Origin of the sequence: Burkholderia cepacia GG4, assembly GCF_000292915.1 — a bacterium.
Classification (GTDB): domain Bacteria; phylum Pseudomonadota; class Gammaproteobacteria; order Burkholderiales; family Burkholderiaceae; genus Burkholderia; species Burkholderia cepacia_D.
Map to the genome: position 1 here is coordinate 2944200 of NC_018513.1, position 14093 is coordinate 2958292.

At 68.9% G+C, this 14093-nt stretch carries 13 protein-coding genes; 7 read left to right on the forward strand and 6 right to left on the reverse strand.

Translation table 11 applies throughout. The features are described from left to right. Window positions 1–97: 97 nt before the first annotated feature. A complete protein-coding gene (locus GEM_RS13435) occupies window positions 98–988 on the reverse strand; it encodes a DMT family transporter (RefSeq protein WP_014897936.1) in 891 nt (296 codons plus the stop codon). A gap of 134 nt (window positions 989–1122) precedes the next feature. Here GEM_RS13435 and GEM_RS13440 point away from each other — a divergent pair, with 134 nt between their 5' ends. After that, a complete protein-coding gene (locus GEM_RS13440; RefSeq protein ID WP_014897937.1) occupies window positions 1123–2058 on the forward strand; it encodes a helix-turn-helix domain-containing protein in 936 nt (311 codons plus the stop codon). A 61-nt stretch (window positions 2059–2119) separates the two neighbouring features. Here GEM_RS13440 and GEM_RS13445 read toward each other — a convergent pair whose 3' ends face one another. After that, window positions 2120–3331, reverse strand: coding sequence for a pyridoxal-phosphate-dependent aminotransferase family protein (locus GEM_RS13445; protein ID WP_014897938.1), 1212 nt, complete (start codon window positions 3329–3331; stop codon window positions 2120–2122). Between GEM_RS13445 and GEM_RS29960 the strand changes: the two genes are divergently transcribed. From GEM_RS29960 to GEM_RS13470, 6 genes are all read left to right on the forward strand, one after another. Next, window positions 3324–3677 carry a hypothetical protein gene (locus tag GEM_RS29960; protein ID WP_148283828.1) on the forward strand — a complete coding sequence of 118 codons (354 nt, stop codon included), beginning with the start codon at window positions 3324–3326 and terminating at the stop codon, window positions 3675–3677. The two genes, GEM_RS13445 and GEM_RS29960, sit on opposite strands and share 8 nt — an antisense overlap. A gap of 418 nt (window positions 3678–4095) precedes the next feature. Further along, on the forward strand, window positions 4096–5079 hold the full coding sequence (locus GEM_RS13450) for a LysR family transcriptional regulator (protein WP_014897939.1): 984 nt from the start codon (window positions 4096–4098) through the stop codon (window positions 5077–5079). A gap of 30 nt (window positions 5080–5109) precedes the next feature. After that, window positions 5110–6108: a 2-hydroxyacid dehydrogenase gene (locus GEM_RS13455; protein WP_014897940.1), complete on the forward strand. Its 999-nt coding sequence runs from the start codon at window positions 5110–5112 to the stop codon at window positions 6106–6108. A gap of 118 nt (window positions 6109–6226) precedes the next feature. Beyond that, the gene (bluB, locus tag GEM_RS13460; RefSeq protein WP_014897941.1) at window positions 6227–6991 is read left to right on the forward strand and encodes a 5,6-dimethylbenzimidazole synthase; all 765 of its coding nucleotides are present in this window, start codon (window positions 6227–6229) and stop codon (window positions 6989–6991) included. A 245-nt stretch (window positions 6992–7236) separates the two neighbouring features. Continuing rightward, window positions 7237–8406 (forward strand): MFS transporter, encoded by a 1170-nt coding sequence (locus tag GEM_RS13465; protein WP_041490544.1) that lies wholly within the window; start codon window positions 7237–7239, stop codon window positions 8404–8406. Window positions 8407–8514: 108 nt separating this feature from the next. Continuing rightward, window positions 8515–9675: an MFS transporter gene (locus GEM_RS13470; protein WP_014897943.1), complete on the forward strand. Its 1161-nt coding sequence runs from the start codon at window positions 8515–8517 to the stop codon at window positions 9673–9675. 142 nt (window positions 9676–9817) lie between these two features. Here GEM_RS13470 and fahA read toward each other — a convergent pair whose 3' ends face one another. Genes fahA through GEM_RS13490 form a run of 4 tightly spaced genes read right to left on the reverse strand, consistent with a single transcriptional unit; the run spans window position 9818 to window position 14065 of the window. Next, on the reverse strand, window positions 9818–11122 hold the full coding sequence (gene fahA / locus GEM_RS13475; protein ID WP_014897944.1) for a fumarylacetoacetase: 1305 nt from the start codon (window positions 11120–11122) through the stop codon (window positions 9818–9820). Next, window positions 11119–12453, reverse strand: a complete 1335-nt coding sequence (gene hmgA, locus GEM_RS13480; RefSeq protein ID WP_014897945.1) for a homogentisate 1,2-dioxygenase — start codon at window positions 12451–12453, stop codon at window positions 11119–11121. The genes fahA and hmgA overlap by 4 nt, the downstream gene beginning before the upstream one ends. A gap of 20 nt (window positions 12454–12473) precedes the next feature. Continuing rightward, the gene (locus tag GEM_RS13485; RefSeq protein ID WP_014897946.1) at window positions 12474–13838 is read right to left on the reverse strand and encodes an MFS transporter; all 1365 of its coding nucleotides are present in this window, start codon (window positions 13836–13838) and stop codon (window positions 12474–12476) included. After that, window positions 13835–14065 carry a DUF2783 domain-containing protein gene (locus tag GEM_RS13490; RefSeq protein WP_014897947.1) on the reverse strand — a complete coding sequence of 77 codons (231 nt, stop codon included), beginning with the start codon at window positions 14063–14065 and terminating at the stop codon, window positions 13835–13837. The genes GEM_RS13485 and GEM_RS13490 overlap by 4 nt, the downstream gene beginning before the upstream one ends. Window positions 14066–14093: the final 28 nt, after the last annotated feature.

The following is a 14093-nucleotide window of genomic DNA, read 5'->3' on the forward strand; positions in this document are numbered from 1 at the left end:
TCGAGGCAATCGCGCCGCCGGCCCCCCCAAAAAAGAAAACGCCCGCATCGCGCGGGCGTTTTTTTATGTGCGGCGCGCGCCGCGAAGGCCGCGCCGGTCAGGCCGGCCTGAGAAACAGCCGACGCGTCAGGTCGAACGCGACGAGATTGCCGGCCACCACGAGCAGCAGCCCGATCACCGCGAGCGGCGACCACTCGTAGCCCTCGAACACCGTCGACACGGCCAGCGCGACGATCGGGAACAGCACCGTGCAATACGCGGCGCGCTCCGGCCCGATCCGGCCGACGAGGGTCAGGTAGGCGGTGAATCCGATCACCGAGCCCGGCACCGCAAGGTAGACCAGCGCGCCGAGATAGCGCGGGCTCGGATCGATCATGAACGGCAGCCCGGCCACCGCGCTGCCGACGGTCAAGATCACCGCGCCGATCAGCATCGCCCAGCCGTTGGTCGCGAGCGGGTGCAGCCCCATCGACTGCATCCGGCTCGACAGCAAATTGCCGGCCGAGAAGCACATCGTGCCCGCGAACGCGATCGCGAGGCCCGTCCAGGTCGCGTGATCGTCGAGGTGGCCGGCCATCTGCTGCCAGAACAGGCACGCGATGCCGGTCAGCCCGAGCAGCGCGCCGGCAACCGCGGACGGCCGCAGCGGGCGGCCCATGAACAGCCGGCCGTTGATCGAATTCAGCAGCGGCGCGGTCGAGAAAATCACCGCGACCAGGCCGCTCGGCACGACCTGCTCCGCGTAGTAGAAGCACAGGAAATTCAGGCAGAACAGCGCGAAGCCCTGCGCGACGAGGTAGCGCCACGCTTCGCGCGGCGGGCGGACCGGCCGGCGCATCACGCGCAGCAGCGCGAACAGCACGGCGGCCGCGAGCCAGAAGCGCCATGCGATCGAGACGGGCGGCGGCACGGCGCCGAGCTGCCATTTGATCGCGATCCAGGTGGTGCCCCAGATCAGCACGGTGACGAAATAAAGCGACAGGTTCATGGCGGCAATCAGGCGGAATCGAATGAAACGGGCTCCGACTATGCCGCCGGACCGCCCGCGCGGATTGTCCGGAATTGCGGTCTTTTTCGGGCCGCCGCACGGCGTGCGTCGCGCGCGCTTATACTCGGCCCACCATGAATTCGTCCCTGCACGCCCCGCCCGTCGACCACGCCGCCGCCCTGGCCGGCGGTGCGATGCCGTTCGGCCTGCAGTCGGTGTGCCGCACGCTCGCCGAGGCGAATGCGACGCTCGAGCGCTTCACGTGGCTCGGCGACCATCTCGCGATCGCCGAATGGACGCGCATCACCGACGAAAGCGAGACGATCTACGAGCAGCCCGGCCACCACACGCTGTCGTGCTACCTCGACGGCGGCTACCGCACGGAGCGCGAACGCGTGCCGCGCTACGGCGGGCCGAGCCTGCTGTGCGCGCTGCCGGGCGACCATGAATCGCGCTGGTGGGTGCGCGGCGAGATGCATTTCATCCACCTGTACTTCCTGCCCGAGCACTTCACGCAGCGCGCGATCCGCGAACTCGACCGCGAGCCGCGCGAGCTGAAGCTCGCCGATCGTACCTATTTCGAGGATGCGCGCGTCGCGGCGCAGTTTCGTTCGCTCGCGCTGGAGCGCTGGGACGATGCCGACGGGCGGCTGCGCGTGAACGAGGCCGCGCACGACGTGCTGAGCCTGCTGCTGCGCGACCAGAGCACGACGCGCACCGACGCGCCGTTCCGCGGCGGGCTCGCGCCGGCCGTGCGCCGCCGCGTGCGCGACTATATCGACAGCTACCTGTCGCAGCCGCTGACGCTCGGCGAACTGGCGGACGTCGCCGCGCTGTCCGAATACCACTTCTCGCGGATGTTCCGGCTGTCGTTCGGCCGCGCGCCGCACGCGTGGGTGGCCGAGCAGCGGCTCGCGCGGGCGCGCCTGCTGCTGCGCACGACGTCGTTGCCGCTCGCGCAGGTCGCGGCCGCATGCGGCTACGCGAACGCCGGCCATTTCAGCCACCGCTTTCGCGACGCGCACGGCACGACGCCGAACGCGTACCGGCGCGCGATGCAAGGCGGCTGAGCCGCGCGCGCTGTCGACCAGCCGGCTGCGCGCGGCGCACCCGGCCCTCGCCCGTCCCCGCTTACGCGCCCCGCTGCGACAGTTCCTGCTCGAGCGCGGCCACGCCGGCCGGCAGGTCGACCGGCACCTTCAGGTCGACCATCGTGCGGCCGAACGCATGCAGCGTGCGGAACAGGTTATGTTCGCGACACTGTTCGCCCATCTGCCCGATCCGTACGATCGGCAGCCCGAACGAGCCCGAGATCTCGACCTGGTACTGCTTCGAGATATGGCCGCACACCATCCCGGGCGTCAGCCCTTCAGGCGTCTCGATCCCGACCACCGAATTGAGCCGGCAGTCCTTGGGCGCATAGAGCGTGAGCCCCATCGCCTCGACGCCCGCCTGCAGCGCGAGCGAGCAGCGCAGGTGGCGCGCGAAGCGGCTTTCGAGCGTCTCCGCGCAGACGAGCCGCAGCGCCTCGTGCAGCGCGAGCACGCCCGACACCGGCGCCGTGTAGTGATAGCCCGCGTTGTGCCAGAAATTCTCCGCGAGCGCCATGTCGAGGCACCAGTGCGCGTTCGGTTCCGGACGACGCTTCATCCGCTCCCATGCGGCATCGGAGAACGCGATCAGCGACACGCCGGGAATCGACGACAGCCCCTTCTGGCCGCCCGTGATCACCGCATCGATGCCCCACGCATCCATCTCGAGCGGCATCGTCGACAGCGTGCACACCGCGTCGACGACGACCAGCGCGCCGGCCGCCTTCGCAAGCGCCGCGATGTCGCGCAGGTCGCGGTTCCACACGGTGTTCGACGTCTCGCCCTGCACGATCGTGACGATCTCGGGCCGCTCGCGCGCGATCGCGTCCGCGATCTCGTCGAGGCTCGCGACCGAGCGGTCGGCCACTTCGAGCGTCGCGACGTCGGCGCCGACGCGCGTGGCCATCTCGGCCATCCGTGCGCTGAAGAAGCCGTTGCGGATCGACAGCACGCGCGTGCCGCGCCACGCGAGGTTCGAGATCGCCATTTCCATCGCGGCGGAGCCGGGGCCGGCGACGCCGAGCACCCATTTCGTGCGGGTCTGGAACACATAGCGCGCCATCTCCTTCACCTGCTCGATGATCTTCGCCATCGTCGCGCCGAGGTGGTTGATCACGATCGTGTTCGCCTTCGCGACGGCGGCCGGAATCGGGACCGGGCCGGCCCCCATCATCAGCAGCGGTTCTTCGGGCAGGATCGCGTCGAGCGGCACGACGACGGGACAGGGAATCGGCGAGTAATCGATGGACATGGCAGACATTAGTGGAAGGAAGAAAACGCACGGACGTCGCCATGCCGCGCGGCATGGCGAACTGATCGATCATTCCGCGTTCCGCGGCCGCGCGCAAGAGGCACGCGCGGCCGGACAGCGTGACGCTGGCCCGGTCGACGGACCGGGCCAGCCGGCCGCGCCCGCGTCGGATGGCCGAAATTTCGATTGGAGCGGCATTGCCGAAATTGCCGGCCGCATGCGAAACGGTTCCACATGCGGTTCGATGCACGCGATTTTCCCGGACAATATCGCGACAAATTCGAGATGCCTGCGTTCAGCACGGCGCATGCATCGACCGGAATACCCATCATCACGACAAAAATAGCGCACCTGGAATCGGTCCACGAAAACAGGATGCGCGAAAAAACATCCATTATCGCAGCATCTATTGGTGAGCGATTTCACCCATTAGCGCACCCAGCCGCGAGATGCAACACGCAACATATTGATTTTCATACGAATTATTCAACCCGGCGGCATTCACTTTTCAATACCCCGCTGGCGATGCCCAGCGTACTCTCGCGACACCGCTTCGTTTAACCGATACCCGCGATTTCGATTTTCCGCAACCCGCCCCTTTTCTCAGGTTGACGGATATCGCTTCCGTAATGAACAATCGTCTGCAGAATCGAAAACCGCTTTTTCGGTACGCACGAGAACCGGGTGTCGCGCGACGGTTTTCCCGGCCGGGCGACGAAAAATCACATCCAAAATCAATCAACCGGGCCAGAAATTCGCGAGCCATGAACCAGATTCAGACCATGCGTGTGTTCGTCTGCGTCGCCGAGCAGCAGAGCTTCCGGCGCGCGGCCCACCATCTAGGCGTGTCCAACGCGCTCGTCACGCGCTCGATCGCGATGCTCGAGTCTCACCTGAACACGCGGTTGATCCACCGCACCACGCGCAACCTGTCGCTGACCGAGGCCGGCCTGCGCTACCTCGACGGCTGCCGCGCACTGCTCGAGGAATTCGATCATCTCGAGGCGTCCGTCGCGCATGCGGTGCGCGAGCCGGCCGGCACGCTGCGCGTCGTCGCGTCGGGCCTGCTGTCGCCGCTGGCGCTGACGCCGCTCGTCAGCAGCTTCCGGCACCGCTACCCGGAACTGCGCGTGCAGCTCACCGTCGCCGACGGGCCGCTCGACGTGCTCGATTCGGGCTACGACGTCGGCATCGTCACCGGCAACCGGCTCGACGGCAACCCGACGCTGATCGGCCATGCGCTCGAGCCGAACCCGTTCGTCGCCTGTGCGGCGCCCGCCTATCTCGAACGGCGCGGCGAGCCGCGCGCGCCTGACGACCTGCCGGGCCACGACTGGGTCGCGCTCGCGCCGCACCAGCATCCGCCCGCGTGGCAGCTGATCGGCCACGACAGCGTCACGCATTCGGTCACGGTACGCCCGACCTGCACGGTCAACCAGCTCGCGCTCGTGCAGGCAGCGGCCATCGCCGGGTCGGGCATCGCGGTGCTGCCCGAACCGTGCGTCGCCGACGCGCTCGCGAACGGCACGCTGGTGCGGCTGTTGCCCGGCTACCGGATCGACGATCCGGACGCGCAGCTGTCGCTCGTCTACCCGAATCGCCAGTACGTGCCGGCCCGCACGCGCAGCTTCGTCGAGCACGCGCTCGAGCATTTCGGCGCGCAGGCGGCCCGCGAACGGAGCGGCTACGGCTTCCTGCGCACGCCACGCGCGCCCGATCGCGCCGATATCGTCACGGGCCTGCAGTAAACTGCCCGCGACAGCCATCGGAGGTGCAGCGTGCGCGTGATCCTGTTCAGCAGCCGGCAATACGACGACGAATCATTTACTGCCGCCAACCGGCACTTCGGCTATCGGCTGCACTTCCAGCCGTCGCACCTCGACGCGGAAACCGCGATCCTCGCGCACGGCTATGAGGTCGTCTGCCCGTTCGTCAACGACACCGTCGACGCGGCCGTGCTCGAACGGCTCGCCGACGGCGGCACGCGCCTGATCGCGCTGCGCTCGGCCGGCTTCAACCACGTCGACCTGGCCGCCGCCGAGCGGCTCGGCATCGCGGTCGTGCGCGTGCCCGCCTATTCGCCACATGCGGTCGCCGAGCACGCGGTCGCGCTGATCCTCGCGCTCAACCGCCGGCTGCCGCGCGCCGTCGCGCGCACCCGCGAAGGCGACTTCTCGCTGAACGGCCTGCTCGGCTTCGACCTGCACGGCAAGACCGTCGGCGTGATCGGCACCGGCCTGATCGGCCGCGTGTTCGCGAAGATCATGATGGGTTTCGGCATGCACGTGCTCGCGCACTCGAAGCCGCCGTACGACGACGAGCTGATCGCATACGGCGCGCGCTACGTCGAGCTCGACGAGCTGCTGCACCACGCCGACATCGTCAGCCTGCACTGCCCGCTGCTGCCGTCGACGCACCATCTGATCAACGCGCAGTCGCTCGCGCAGATGAAGCACGGCGCGATGCTGATCAACACCGGCCGCGGCGGCCTCGTCGACGCGCAGGCGCTGGTCGACGCGCTCAAGAGCGGCCAGCTCGGCCATCTCGGGCTCGACGTGTACGAGGAGGAAAGCGGGCTGTTCTTCGAGGATCACTCCGACCTGCCACTGCAGGACGACGTGCTCGCGCGCCTGCTGACGTTCCCGAACGTGATCGTCACGTCGCACCAGGCGTTCTTTACGCGCGAGGCGCTCGCCGAGATCGCGCACACGACGCTGCTGAACATCGAGGCATGGCACGCGGGAACGCCGACCAACGTCGTCACGTCGGGTCGCTGACCCGCGGCGTCCGGCGCACGCGATCCGTCAACGATCCGTCATTTTGTTTCGACTGATGTAACGCCGCGCGCGCATCGTCTGCTATCGTTGCGCCGACCTCCCCTCGCTTCTGCCGCTCATGCGTTTCGACGACTCCGCCATTGCCGCGGTCTACCGCGCCATCTTCGAACGGCGCGACATGCGCCACTTCACGCCGGCGCCCGTCGATCCGGCCACGCTCGCGCGGCTGCTGCGCGCCGCGCACCACGCGCCGAGCGTCGGCTTCATGCAGCCGTGGCGCTTCATCCGCATCACCGATCCCGCGCTGCGCACCGCGATCCACGCGCTGGTGGAAGCCGAGCGGCGCGCGACCGCCGACGCGCTCGGCGAACGGCAGGACGAATTCATGCGGCTGAAGGTCGAAGGCGTGCGCGAATGCGGCGAGTTGCTGGTCGTCGCGCTGACCGACGACCGCGAGCGCCACGTATTCGGCCGCCGCACGCTGCCGGAAATGGACCTCGCGTCCGCCGCCTGCGCGATCCAGAACATGTGGCTCGCCGCGCGCGCCGAAGGGCTTGGGATGGGCTGGGTGTCGCTGTTCGACGTCGACGCGTTGCGCACGCTGCTCGGCATGCCGGCCGGCGCCAAGCCGATCGCGGTGCTGTGCGTCGGGCATGTCGACGCGTTCTACGCGAAGCCGATGCTCGAAGCGGAACGCTGGGCCGCGCGGATGCCGATCGAAGCGTGTCTGTTCGAAAACGGCTGGGACGCGCCGGCGGCGGCTTCCTCCGATTGCGCGGCGGCCGCGACCGCCGCCGCTGCCGGATCGTCGCCGTCGCCCGAGGCCGCTGCGGCCGACGACATTGCCGACCCGGCACCGACCGCGGCCGCTCCCGAACGCTAGCCGGGCGAACGGCGCGCGGTATCGTTCCGACCCGACATACTCGACCGAACCGCGGCCCGACAGCCCTGAATCCCACACTGTGGCCCCCCCCGCCCGCCGCCCCGTCGCACGCCGGCAACAGTCGTTTTGGCCCCGAGCATAGGGGTTTTCACTGAAGTAGAATCGCGGCTGACGCCTCTCCGCCCGCCCGTCCCGCGCATCCTGCGCCGGCCTTGGGCAGCGGCCTTTTCCCCTGGCCCACCGCGATGCCCTTACCTCTTTTCGCCCTTGCCGTCGCCGCATTTGGAATCGGTACCACCGAGTTCGTGATCATGGGCCTGCTGCCCAACGTCGCCCGCGATCTCGGCGTGTCGATCCCGGCCGCCGGGATGCTCGTGTCGGGCTATGCGCTCGGCGTGACGATCGGTGCGCCGATCCTCGCGATCGTCACCGCGAAGATGCCGCGCAAGCGTGCGCTGATGGGCCTGATCGGGCTGTTCATCGCAGGCAACCTGTTCTGCGCGATCGCGCCCGGCTACATGGTGCTGATGGCCGCGCGGGTCGTCACCGCGTTCTGCCACGGCGCGTTCTTCGGGATCGGCTCGGTGGTCGCGAGCAACCTCGTCGCGCCGAACCGCCGCGCGCAGGCGATCGCGCTGATGTTCACCGGCCTCACGCTCGCGAACGTGCTCGGCGTACCGCTCGGCACCGCGCTCGGCCAGGCCTACGGCTGGCGCGCGACGTTCTGGGCCGTCACCGGCATCGGCATCGCCGCGGCCGCCGCGCTCGCGGTGTGCCTGCCGAAGAACCTCGCGATGCCCGACACCAGCATCACGCGCGAATTCAGCGTGCTGAAGCATCCGCAGGTGCTGATGGTGCTCGGCATCAGCGTGCTCGCGTCCGCGAGCCTGTTCAGCGTGTTCACCTACATCACGCCGATCCTCGAGGACGTGACGGGCTTCTCGCCGCGCCAGGTCACCTACGTGCTGCTGCTGTTCGGCCTCGGCCTGACCGTCGGCGGCACGCTCGGCGGCAAGCTCGCCGACTGGCGCCGGATGCCGTCGCTGATCGCGACGCTCGCGCTGATCGGCGTCGTGCTCGCGCTGCTCGCCGGCACGATGCACCTGCCGTTCGCCATGCTCGCGACGATTTTCGTGTGGGGCATCCTCGCGTTCGCGATCGTACCGCCGCTGCAGATCCTGATCGTCGATCGCGCGAGCGATGCGCCGAACCTCGCGTCGACGCTGAACCAGGGCGCGTTCAACCTCGGCAACGCGACCGGTGCGTGGCTCGGCGGGATGGCGATCGGCTCCGGCATGTCGCTCGTGAACCTGCCGTGGGTCGGTGCCGCGATGGCCGTCGCGGCGCTCGCGCTCACGCTGTGGTCGGCGTCGCTCGAACGCCGACCGGTGAGCGGGCCGACCGGATACGTATGACGCGCGGCAGCCCGGCCGCGCGCCGCAGCATTCGTTGCGTGCGCAACTCCATTCGATCCTGATGGCCTTCATGGACCTTTCAAGGCCCGCGGTGTAGCATCGCGGCCGATGAAAGCCATTCTCAATCGTGATTTCCTCGCGCTGATCCTGAGCGTCGCGGTGGTCGGTCTCGGCACCGGCGCCACCATGCCGCTCACCGCGCTCGCGCTGACCGAGGCCGGGCACGGCACCAACGTCGTCGGCATGCTGACGGCCGCGCAGGCCCTCGGCGGCCTCGCGATCGTCCCGTTCGTCACCGCGCTCGCGCGGCGCATCGGCGCGCGCCGCGCGATCGTCGTGTCGGTCGTGCTGCTCGCCGCGGCCACCGCGCTGATGCAGTTCACGTCGAACCTGCTCGTGTGGGGCGTGCTGCGCGTGCTGTGCGGCGCCGCGCTGATGCTGCTGTTCACGATCGGCGAGGCGTGGGTCAACCAGCTCGCCGACGATTCGACGCGCGGCCGCGTGGTCGCGATCTACGCGACCAATTTCACGCTGTTCCAGATGGCCGGCCCCGTGCTCGTCAGCCAGATCGCGGGCGCGACGAGCATCCGCTTCGCGCTGTGCGGCGCGCTGTTCCTGCTCGCGCTGCCGACGCTCGCGACGATCCGGCGCGCCCCGCTCGCCGGCGACGACGCGCATCACGAGGCACACGACAGCTGGCTCGCCTTGCTGCCGCGCATGCCCGCGCTGATCATCGGCACCGGCTTCTTCGCGCTGTTCGATACGCTCGCGCTGTCGCTGCTGCCGCTCTACGCGATGGATCACGGCGTCGCCAGCGCGACCGCCGTGCTGCTCGCGTCGATCATGCTGTTCGGCGACACCGCGATGCAATTCCCGATCGGCTGGCTCGCAGACAAGCTCGGCCGCGAACGCGTGCACCTCGGCGCCGGCTGGATCGTGCTCGCCGGCCTGCCGCTGCTGCCGTTCGTGATCGCGAACCCGTGGCTGTGCTGGCCGCTGCTGTTCGTGCTCGGCGCGGCGGCCGGCAGCATCTACACGCTGTCGCTCGTCGCGTGCGGCGAACGCTTCCGCGGCGCGGCGCTCGTCACCGCGAGCTCGCTCGTGTCGGCATCGTGGAGCGCCGCGAGCTTCGGCGGCCCGCTGGTTGCGGGCGCGTTGATGGAGCAACTGGGCAGCAACGCGCTGATCGGCGTGCTGGTCGTCTGCGTCGCCGCGTTCGTCGCGGCCGCGCTGTGGGAACGACGCGCGACGTTGCAGCGGGCGGTCTGACACTGACACTGACGCGCAGCCTCACCCAGCGGTACGCATCGGCGCATGCGCGCCGCCACCCGCCGACCAAACGAAAACGGCCCGTGCAATACGGGCCGCCCTGTCCTTGCGGATCACGCGCGACGTATCGCGCCGTAGACCGTCAGGCGCCGCGCGCCGGCAGGATCTTGCCCACGCACGCGCCGAAGCCAACGCGATAGCCGTCGCCCTGGCACCATCCCGCGAGCGTGAGTTCGTCGCCGTCCTCGATAAACGCGCGGCTGCCGCCACCGTTCAGCGCCAGCGGTTCCTTGCCGTTCCACGTCAGTTCGAGCAGGCTGCCGAACGAATCCTTGGTCGGCCCGCTGATCGTGCCCGAGCCCATCAGGTCGCCAACCCGCGTATTGCAGCCCGCGACCGTGTGATGCGCGAGCTGCTGCGCCATCGTCCAGTACATGTGCTTGAAGTTGGTGCGGCAGATCGACGTCGCCTCGGCGGCGCCTTCGGCACGCAGCGTCACTTCGAGCGCGATGTCGAACGCGTGCTTGCCAGCATGCTGCAGATACGCGAGCGGCTGCGGCGACTGCTCGGGCTGCGCGGTGCGGAACGGTTCGAGCGCGTCGAGCGTGACGATCCACGGCGAGATCGTCGTCGCGAAGGTCTTCGCGTTGAACGGGCCGAGCGGCACGTATTCCCACTGCTGGATGTCGCGCGCGCTCCAGTCGTTCAGCAGCACCATCCCGAAGATATGCGCTTCGGCATCCTCGCACGCGATCGGCTCGCCGAGTGCATTGCCGTGGCCGACGATGAAGCCCGTCTCCAGTTCGATGTCGAGCTTGCGGCACGCGCCGAACACCGGGCGCTCCTGGTCGGGCAGCTTCAGCTGCCCGTTCGGGCGCCGCACCGGCGTGCCGCTCACGACCACCGACGACGCGCGGCCGTTGTAGCCGATCGGCATTTCCGACCAGTTCGGCAGCAGCGCATTCTTCGGATCACGGAACATCGAACCGACGTTGGTCGCATGTTCCTTCGACGAGTAGAAATCAGTGTAGCCGGGAATCTCGACCGGCAGGTGCAGCGTCACGTCGCGCTGCGCGACCAGCACTTGCGAGCGCAGCGAAGCATCGTCGCGCAACCGCGCGTGGTCTTGCGAGAACAGCGCCGACAGCTGCACGCGCACGCTGCGCCATGCATCGCGGCCGAGCGCGATGAACGCGTTGAGCGTCGGCGCGGCGAACACGTCGGCGCCGGCCGGCAGCGTCACGAGGCCCGCACGCGCGAGCGCCGCGAGGTCGACGATCTGGTCGCCAAGCGCGACGCCCGCACGGCGCGCCGCCTGCTTCGCATCGCTGAAGATCCCGAACGGCAGGTTCTGGATCGGGAAATCGCAGGCGGGATCGTTCGCCGTCTCGACCCAGCTCTTGCGAGCCGGGTCGAGCGTCGCGCGCCAGTCTTGGGTGTCGCTCATTTTTGCTCCGGATTGAAGTGTTTCTTGATGCCTTGCCAGCATTCGAAGTAGTCGGCCTGCAGCTGCGCGGTGTCGAGCGCGTAGCGCGTCGGCCGGATCAGCGTGCGGGTTTCGAACATGAACGCCATCGTCGCGTCGACCTTGTGCGGCTTCGTCGTGTCGCCCGCCGACGCCTTCTCGAACGTGTCCGCGTCGGGCCCGTGGCCCGACATGCAGTTGTGCAGGCTCGCGCCGCCCGGCACGAAGCCTTCGGCCTTCGCGTCATACGCGCCGTGCACGAGCCCCATGAACTCGCTCGCGACGTTGCGGTGGAACCAGGGCGGGCGGAACGTATCCTCGGCCGCGAGCCAGCGCGGCGGGAAGATCACGAAGTCGATCGCGTCGACGCCCGGCGTATCGCTCTGCGACTGCAGCACGAGGAAGATCGACGGATCGGGATGGTCGAAGCTGATCGAGCCGATCGTGTTGAACAGGCGCAGGTCGTATTTGTACGGCGCGTAGTTGCCGTGCCACGCGACGACGTCGAACGGCGAATGGCCGATGTCGGCGCGCCACAGGCGGCCGTTGAGCTTCGCGACCAGCTCGAACGCACCTTCGCGATCCTCGTAAGCGGCCTGCGGCGTCAGGAAGTCGCGCGGATTCGCGAGCCCGTTCGAACCGATCGGGCCGAGGTCCGGCAGGCGCAGCTGCGCGCCGAAGTTCTCGCAGAGATAGCCGCGCGCGTCGCCGTCCGGCAGCGCGACGGAAAAACGCACGCCGCGCGGGATCACCGCGATCTCGAACGGCTCGACGTCGAGCCGGCCGAATTCGGTCGCGATGAAGAGCCGGCCCTGCTGCGGCACGATCAGCAGTTCGCCGTCGGCGCTGTAGAAGAAGCGGTCCTGCATCGAGCGGTTCGCCGCATACAGATGGATCGCGCAGCCGTTCATCGCGGCGGCCGAGCCGTTGCCGGCCATCGTCACCATCCCTTCGACGAAATCGGTCGGCTCGACCGGCATCGGCAGCGGATCCCAGCGCAGCTGGTTCGGCGGCGTCGGCGGCACGTCGGCCGAATCGCCGAATTCCGACACGAGCCGCTGCGGGCCCGTGAACGGCTCGAACGGCCGGTGCACGGCCGCCGGCCGAATCCGGTACAGCCACGAGCGGCGGTTGTGGCCGCGCGGCGCGGTAAACGCGGTGCCCGACAGCTGCTCCGCATACAGCCCGTACGGCGCGCGCTGCGGCGAGTTGCGGCCGTGCGGCAGCGCGCCGGGCAGCGCCTCGGTCGCGAATTCGTTTCCGAAACCGCTCAGGTAGCCGGCGGACGCCGGTTTCGACAGGTCAAGCGTCATCGTTTCCTTTCTCCATCCATTCATGAATTCATGGCAGCGTTCGGCGCCTGCGCACCGCTGCGCCGCGTTACGCCAGCCAGTCCCAGCACGAACAGCGCCGAGCACAGCACGGGCACCGCGGCCGCATGGAACAGCGCGCCGTTGGTCCAGTTGAGCGCAATCAGTTGTCCGCCGACGAGCGGCCCGAGCACCGAGCCGATCCGGCCGATGCCGAGGCTCCAGCCGATGCCGGTCGAGCGCAGCGACGTCGGGTAATACTGGCCCGCGAGCGCATTCACGGCCGGCTGCCCGCCGACCACGCAGAAGCCCCCCGCGAACACGACGAGCAGCAGCCACGGCAGCGCATGCGCAACCGAGCCGATCAGGCCTACCGCGACGGCCGCACACGCGAAGCATGCGAACAGCACGCGCACGAAGCCGTAACGTTCGATGAACCAGCCGAGCGACAGCGTGCCGATCACGCCGCCCGTCTGCAGCACCGTGCCGACGATCACCGCGGTGCCCGGCGAATAGCCCGCGTCGCGCATCACGGTCGGCAGCCAGTTCGACAGGAAGTACAGGTCGATCAGGTTCATGAAGCTGATGGCCCACAGCAGCAGCGTGACCGGCAGGCGGCCATGGCGGAACAGCTCGGCGACCGGCGCGCCGCTCGCCGCGCGCTCGCGCACGACGAGTCGCGTGTTCGCATCGATGCCGGCCTGCGGCGCGAAGCGGGCAAGCCAGCCGCGCGCCTGTGCGTCGCGCCCTTTCAGCACCAGGAACTGCAGCGACTCGGGCAGCCGCGCGAGCATCGCGAGCGTCAGCACGAGCGGCACCGCGCCGCCGACGAAGAACACCGAGCGCCAGCCAAGCGCCGGAATCAGCGCGGCGCTGATGAAGCCGCCGAGCGCGGCGCCGAGCGTGAAGCCGCACGACACGATCATCATCCGCTTCACGCGATGCGCGGCCGGGCTGAACTCGCCGACCAGCGCCATCGCGTTCGGCATGATGCAGCCGAGGCCGAGACCCGTGACGAAGCGCAGCGCCATCAGCACGGGGATCGAGCCCGCGAACGGCGTCGCGAGCATCGTCACCGCGAAGAACAGCGTCGAGCCGATCAGCACCGGGCGCCGCCCGATCCGGTCGGCCAGCACCGACAGCCCGAGCGCGCCGAGCAGCATCCCGAACAGGCTCGCGCTGAACACCGGCCCGAGCGCCTGCTTCGGCACACCCCATTCGGCGATCACGCTCGGCGCGACGTAACCCATCGCCTGCGCATCGAAACCGTCGATCACGAGGCACAGGCCGCACAACACGAGCAGCATCCAGTGAAACCCCGGACGATGGGTCTCGTCGATCACATGCTCGACTTCGAGCACGCGCGCGTCGGCCGGCGCCGCGCTCATTGCGCCACCTCGGCGGCCGGATGCACGGGCGGCGTCACGCCCTGGCGCGCGAGCGCCATTGCCTCGCGCAGCACGTCGGCGTCGCCGATCTGATTCGCGAGCAGCAGGATCAGCTTCGCGTTGACGAGCTGGCTGTCGGCGTCGGACAGGTCGCGATGCATGTCGATCAGCGCTTCGTAGAACGCGTCCGGGTCGGCCAGGCGCGGGCGGGTGTCGAGTCGGGGCATGACGGGTGTCTCCGGTGTCGTTATGGTG

Bases quoted from the DNA above. Each gene is read 5' to 3' on its own strand.
- GEM_RS13435 (WP_014897936.1), bottom strand. From the start codon at position 988: ATGAACCTGTCGCTTTATTTCGTCACCGTGCTGATCTGGGGCACCACC.
- GEM_RS13440 (WP_014897937.1), top strand. From the start codon at position 1,123: ATGAATTCGTCCCTGCACGCCCCGCCCGTCGACCACGCCGCCGCCCTG.
- GEM_RS29960 (WP_148283828.1), top strand. From the start codon at position 3,324: ATGGACATGGCAGACATTAGTGGAAGGAAGAAAACGCACGGACGTCGC.
- GEM_RS13445 (WP_014897938.1), bottom strand. From the start codon at position 3,331: ATGTCCATCGATTACTCGCCGATTCCCTGTCCCGTCGTCGTGCCGCTC.
- GEM_RS13450 (WP_014897939.1), top strand. From the start codon at position 4,096: ATGAACCAGATTCAGACCATGCGTGTGTTCGTCTGCGTCGCCGAGCAG.
- bluB (WP_014897941.1), top strand. From the start codon at position 6,227: ATGCGTTTCGACGACTCCGCCATTGCCGCGGTCTACCGCGCCATCTTC.
- GEM_RS13465 (WP_041490544.1), top strand. From the start codon at position 7,237: ATGCCCTTACCTCTTTTCGCCCTTGCCGTCGCCGCATTTGGAATCGGT.
- GEM_RS13470 (WP_014897943.1), top strand. From the start codon at position 8,515: ATGAAAGCCATTCTCAATCGTGATTTCCTCGCGCTGATCCTGAGCGTC.
- fahA (WP_014897944.1), bottom strand. From the start codon at position 11,122: ATGAGCGACACCCAAGACTGGCGCGCGACGCTCGACCCGGCTCGCAAG.
- hmgA (WP_014897945.1), bottom strand. From the start codon at position 12,453: ATGACGCTTGACCTGTCGAAACCGGCGTCCGCCGGCTACCTGAGCGGT.
- GEM_RS13485 (WP_014897946.1), bottom strand. From the start codon at position 13,838: ATGAGCGCGGCGCCGGCCGACGCGCGCGTGCTCGAAGTCGAGCATGTG.
- GEM_RS13490 (WP_014897947.1), bottom strand. From the start codon at position 14,065: ATGCCCCGACTCGACACCCGCCCGCGCCTGGCCGACCCGGACGCGTTC.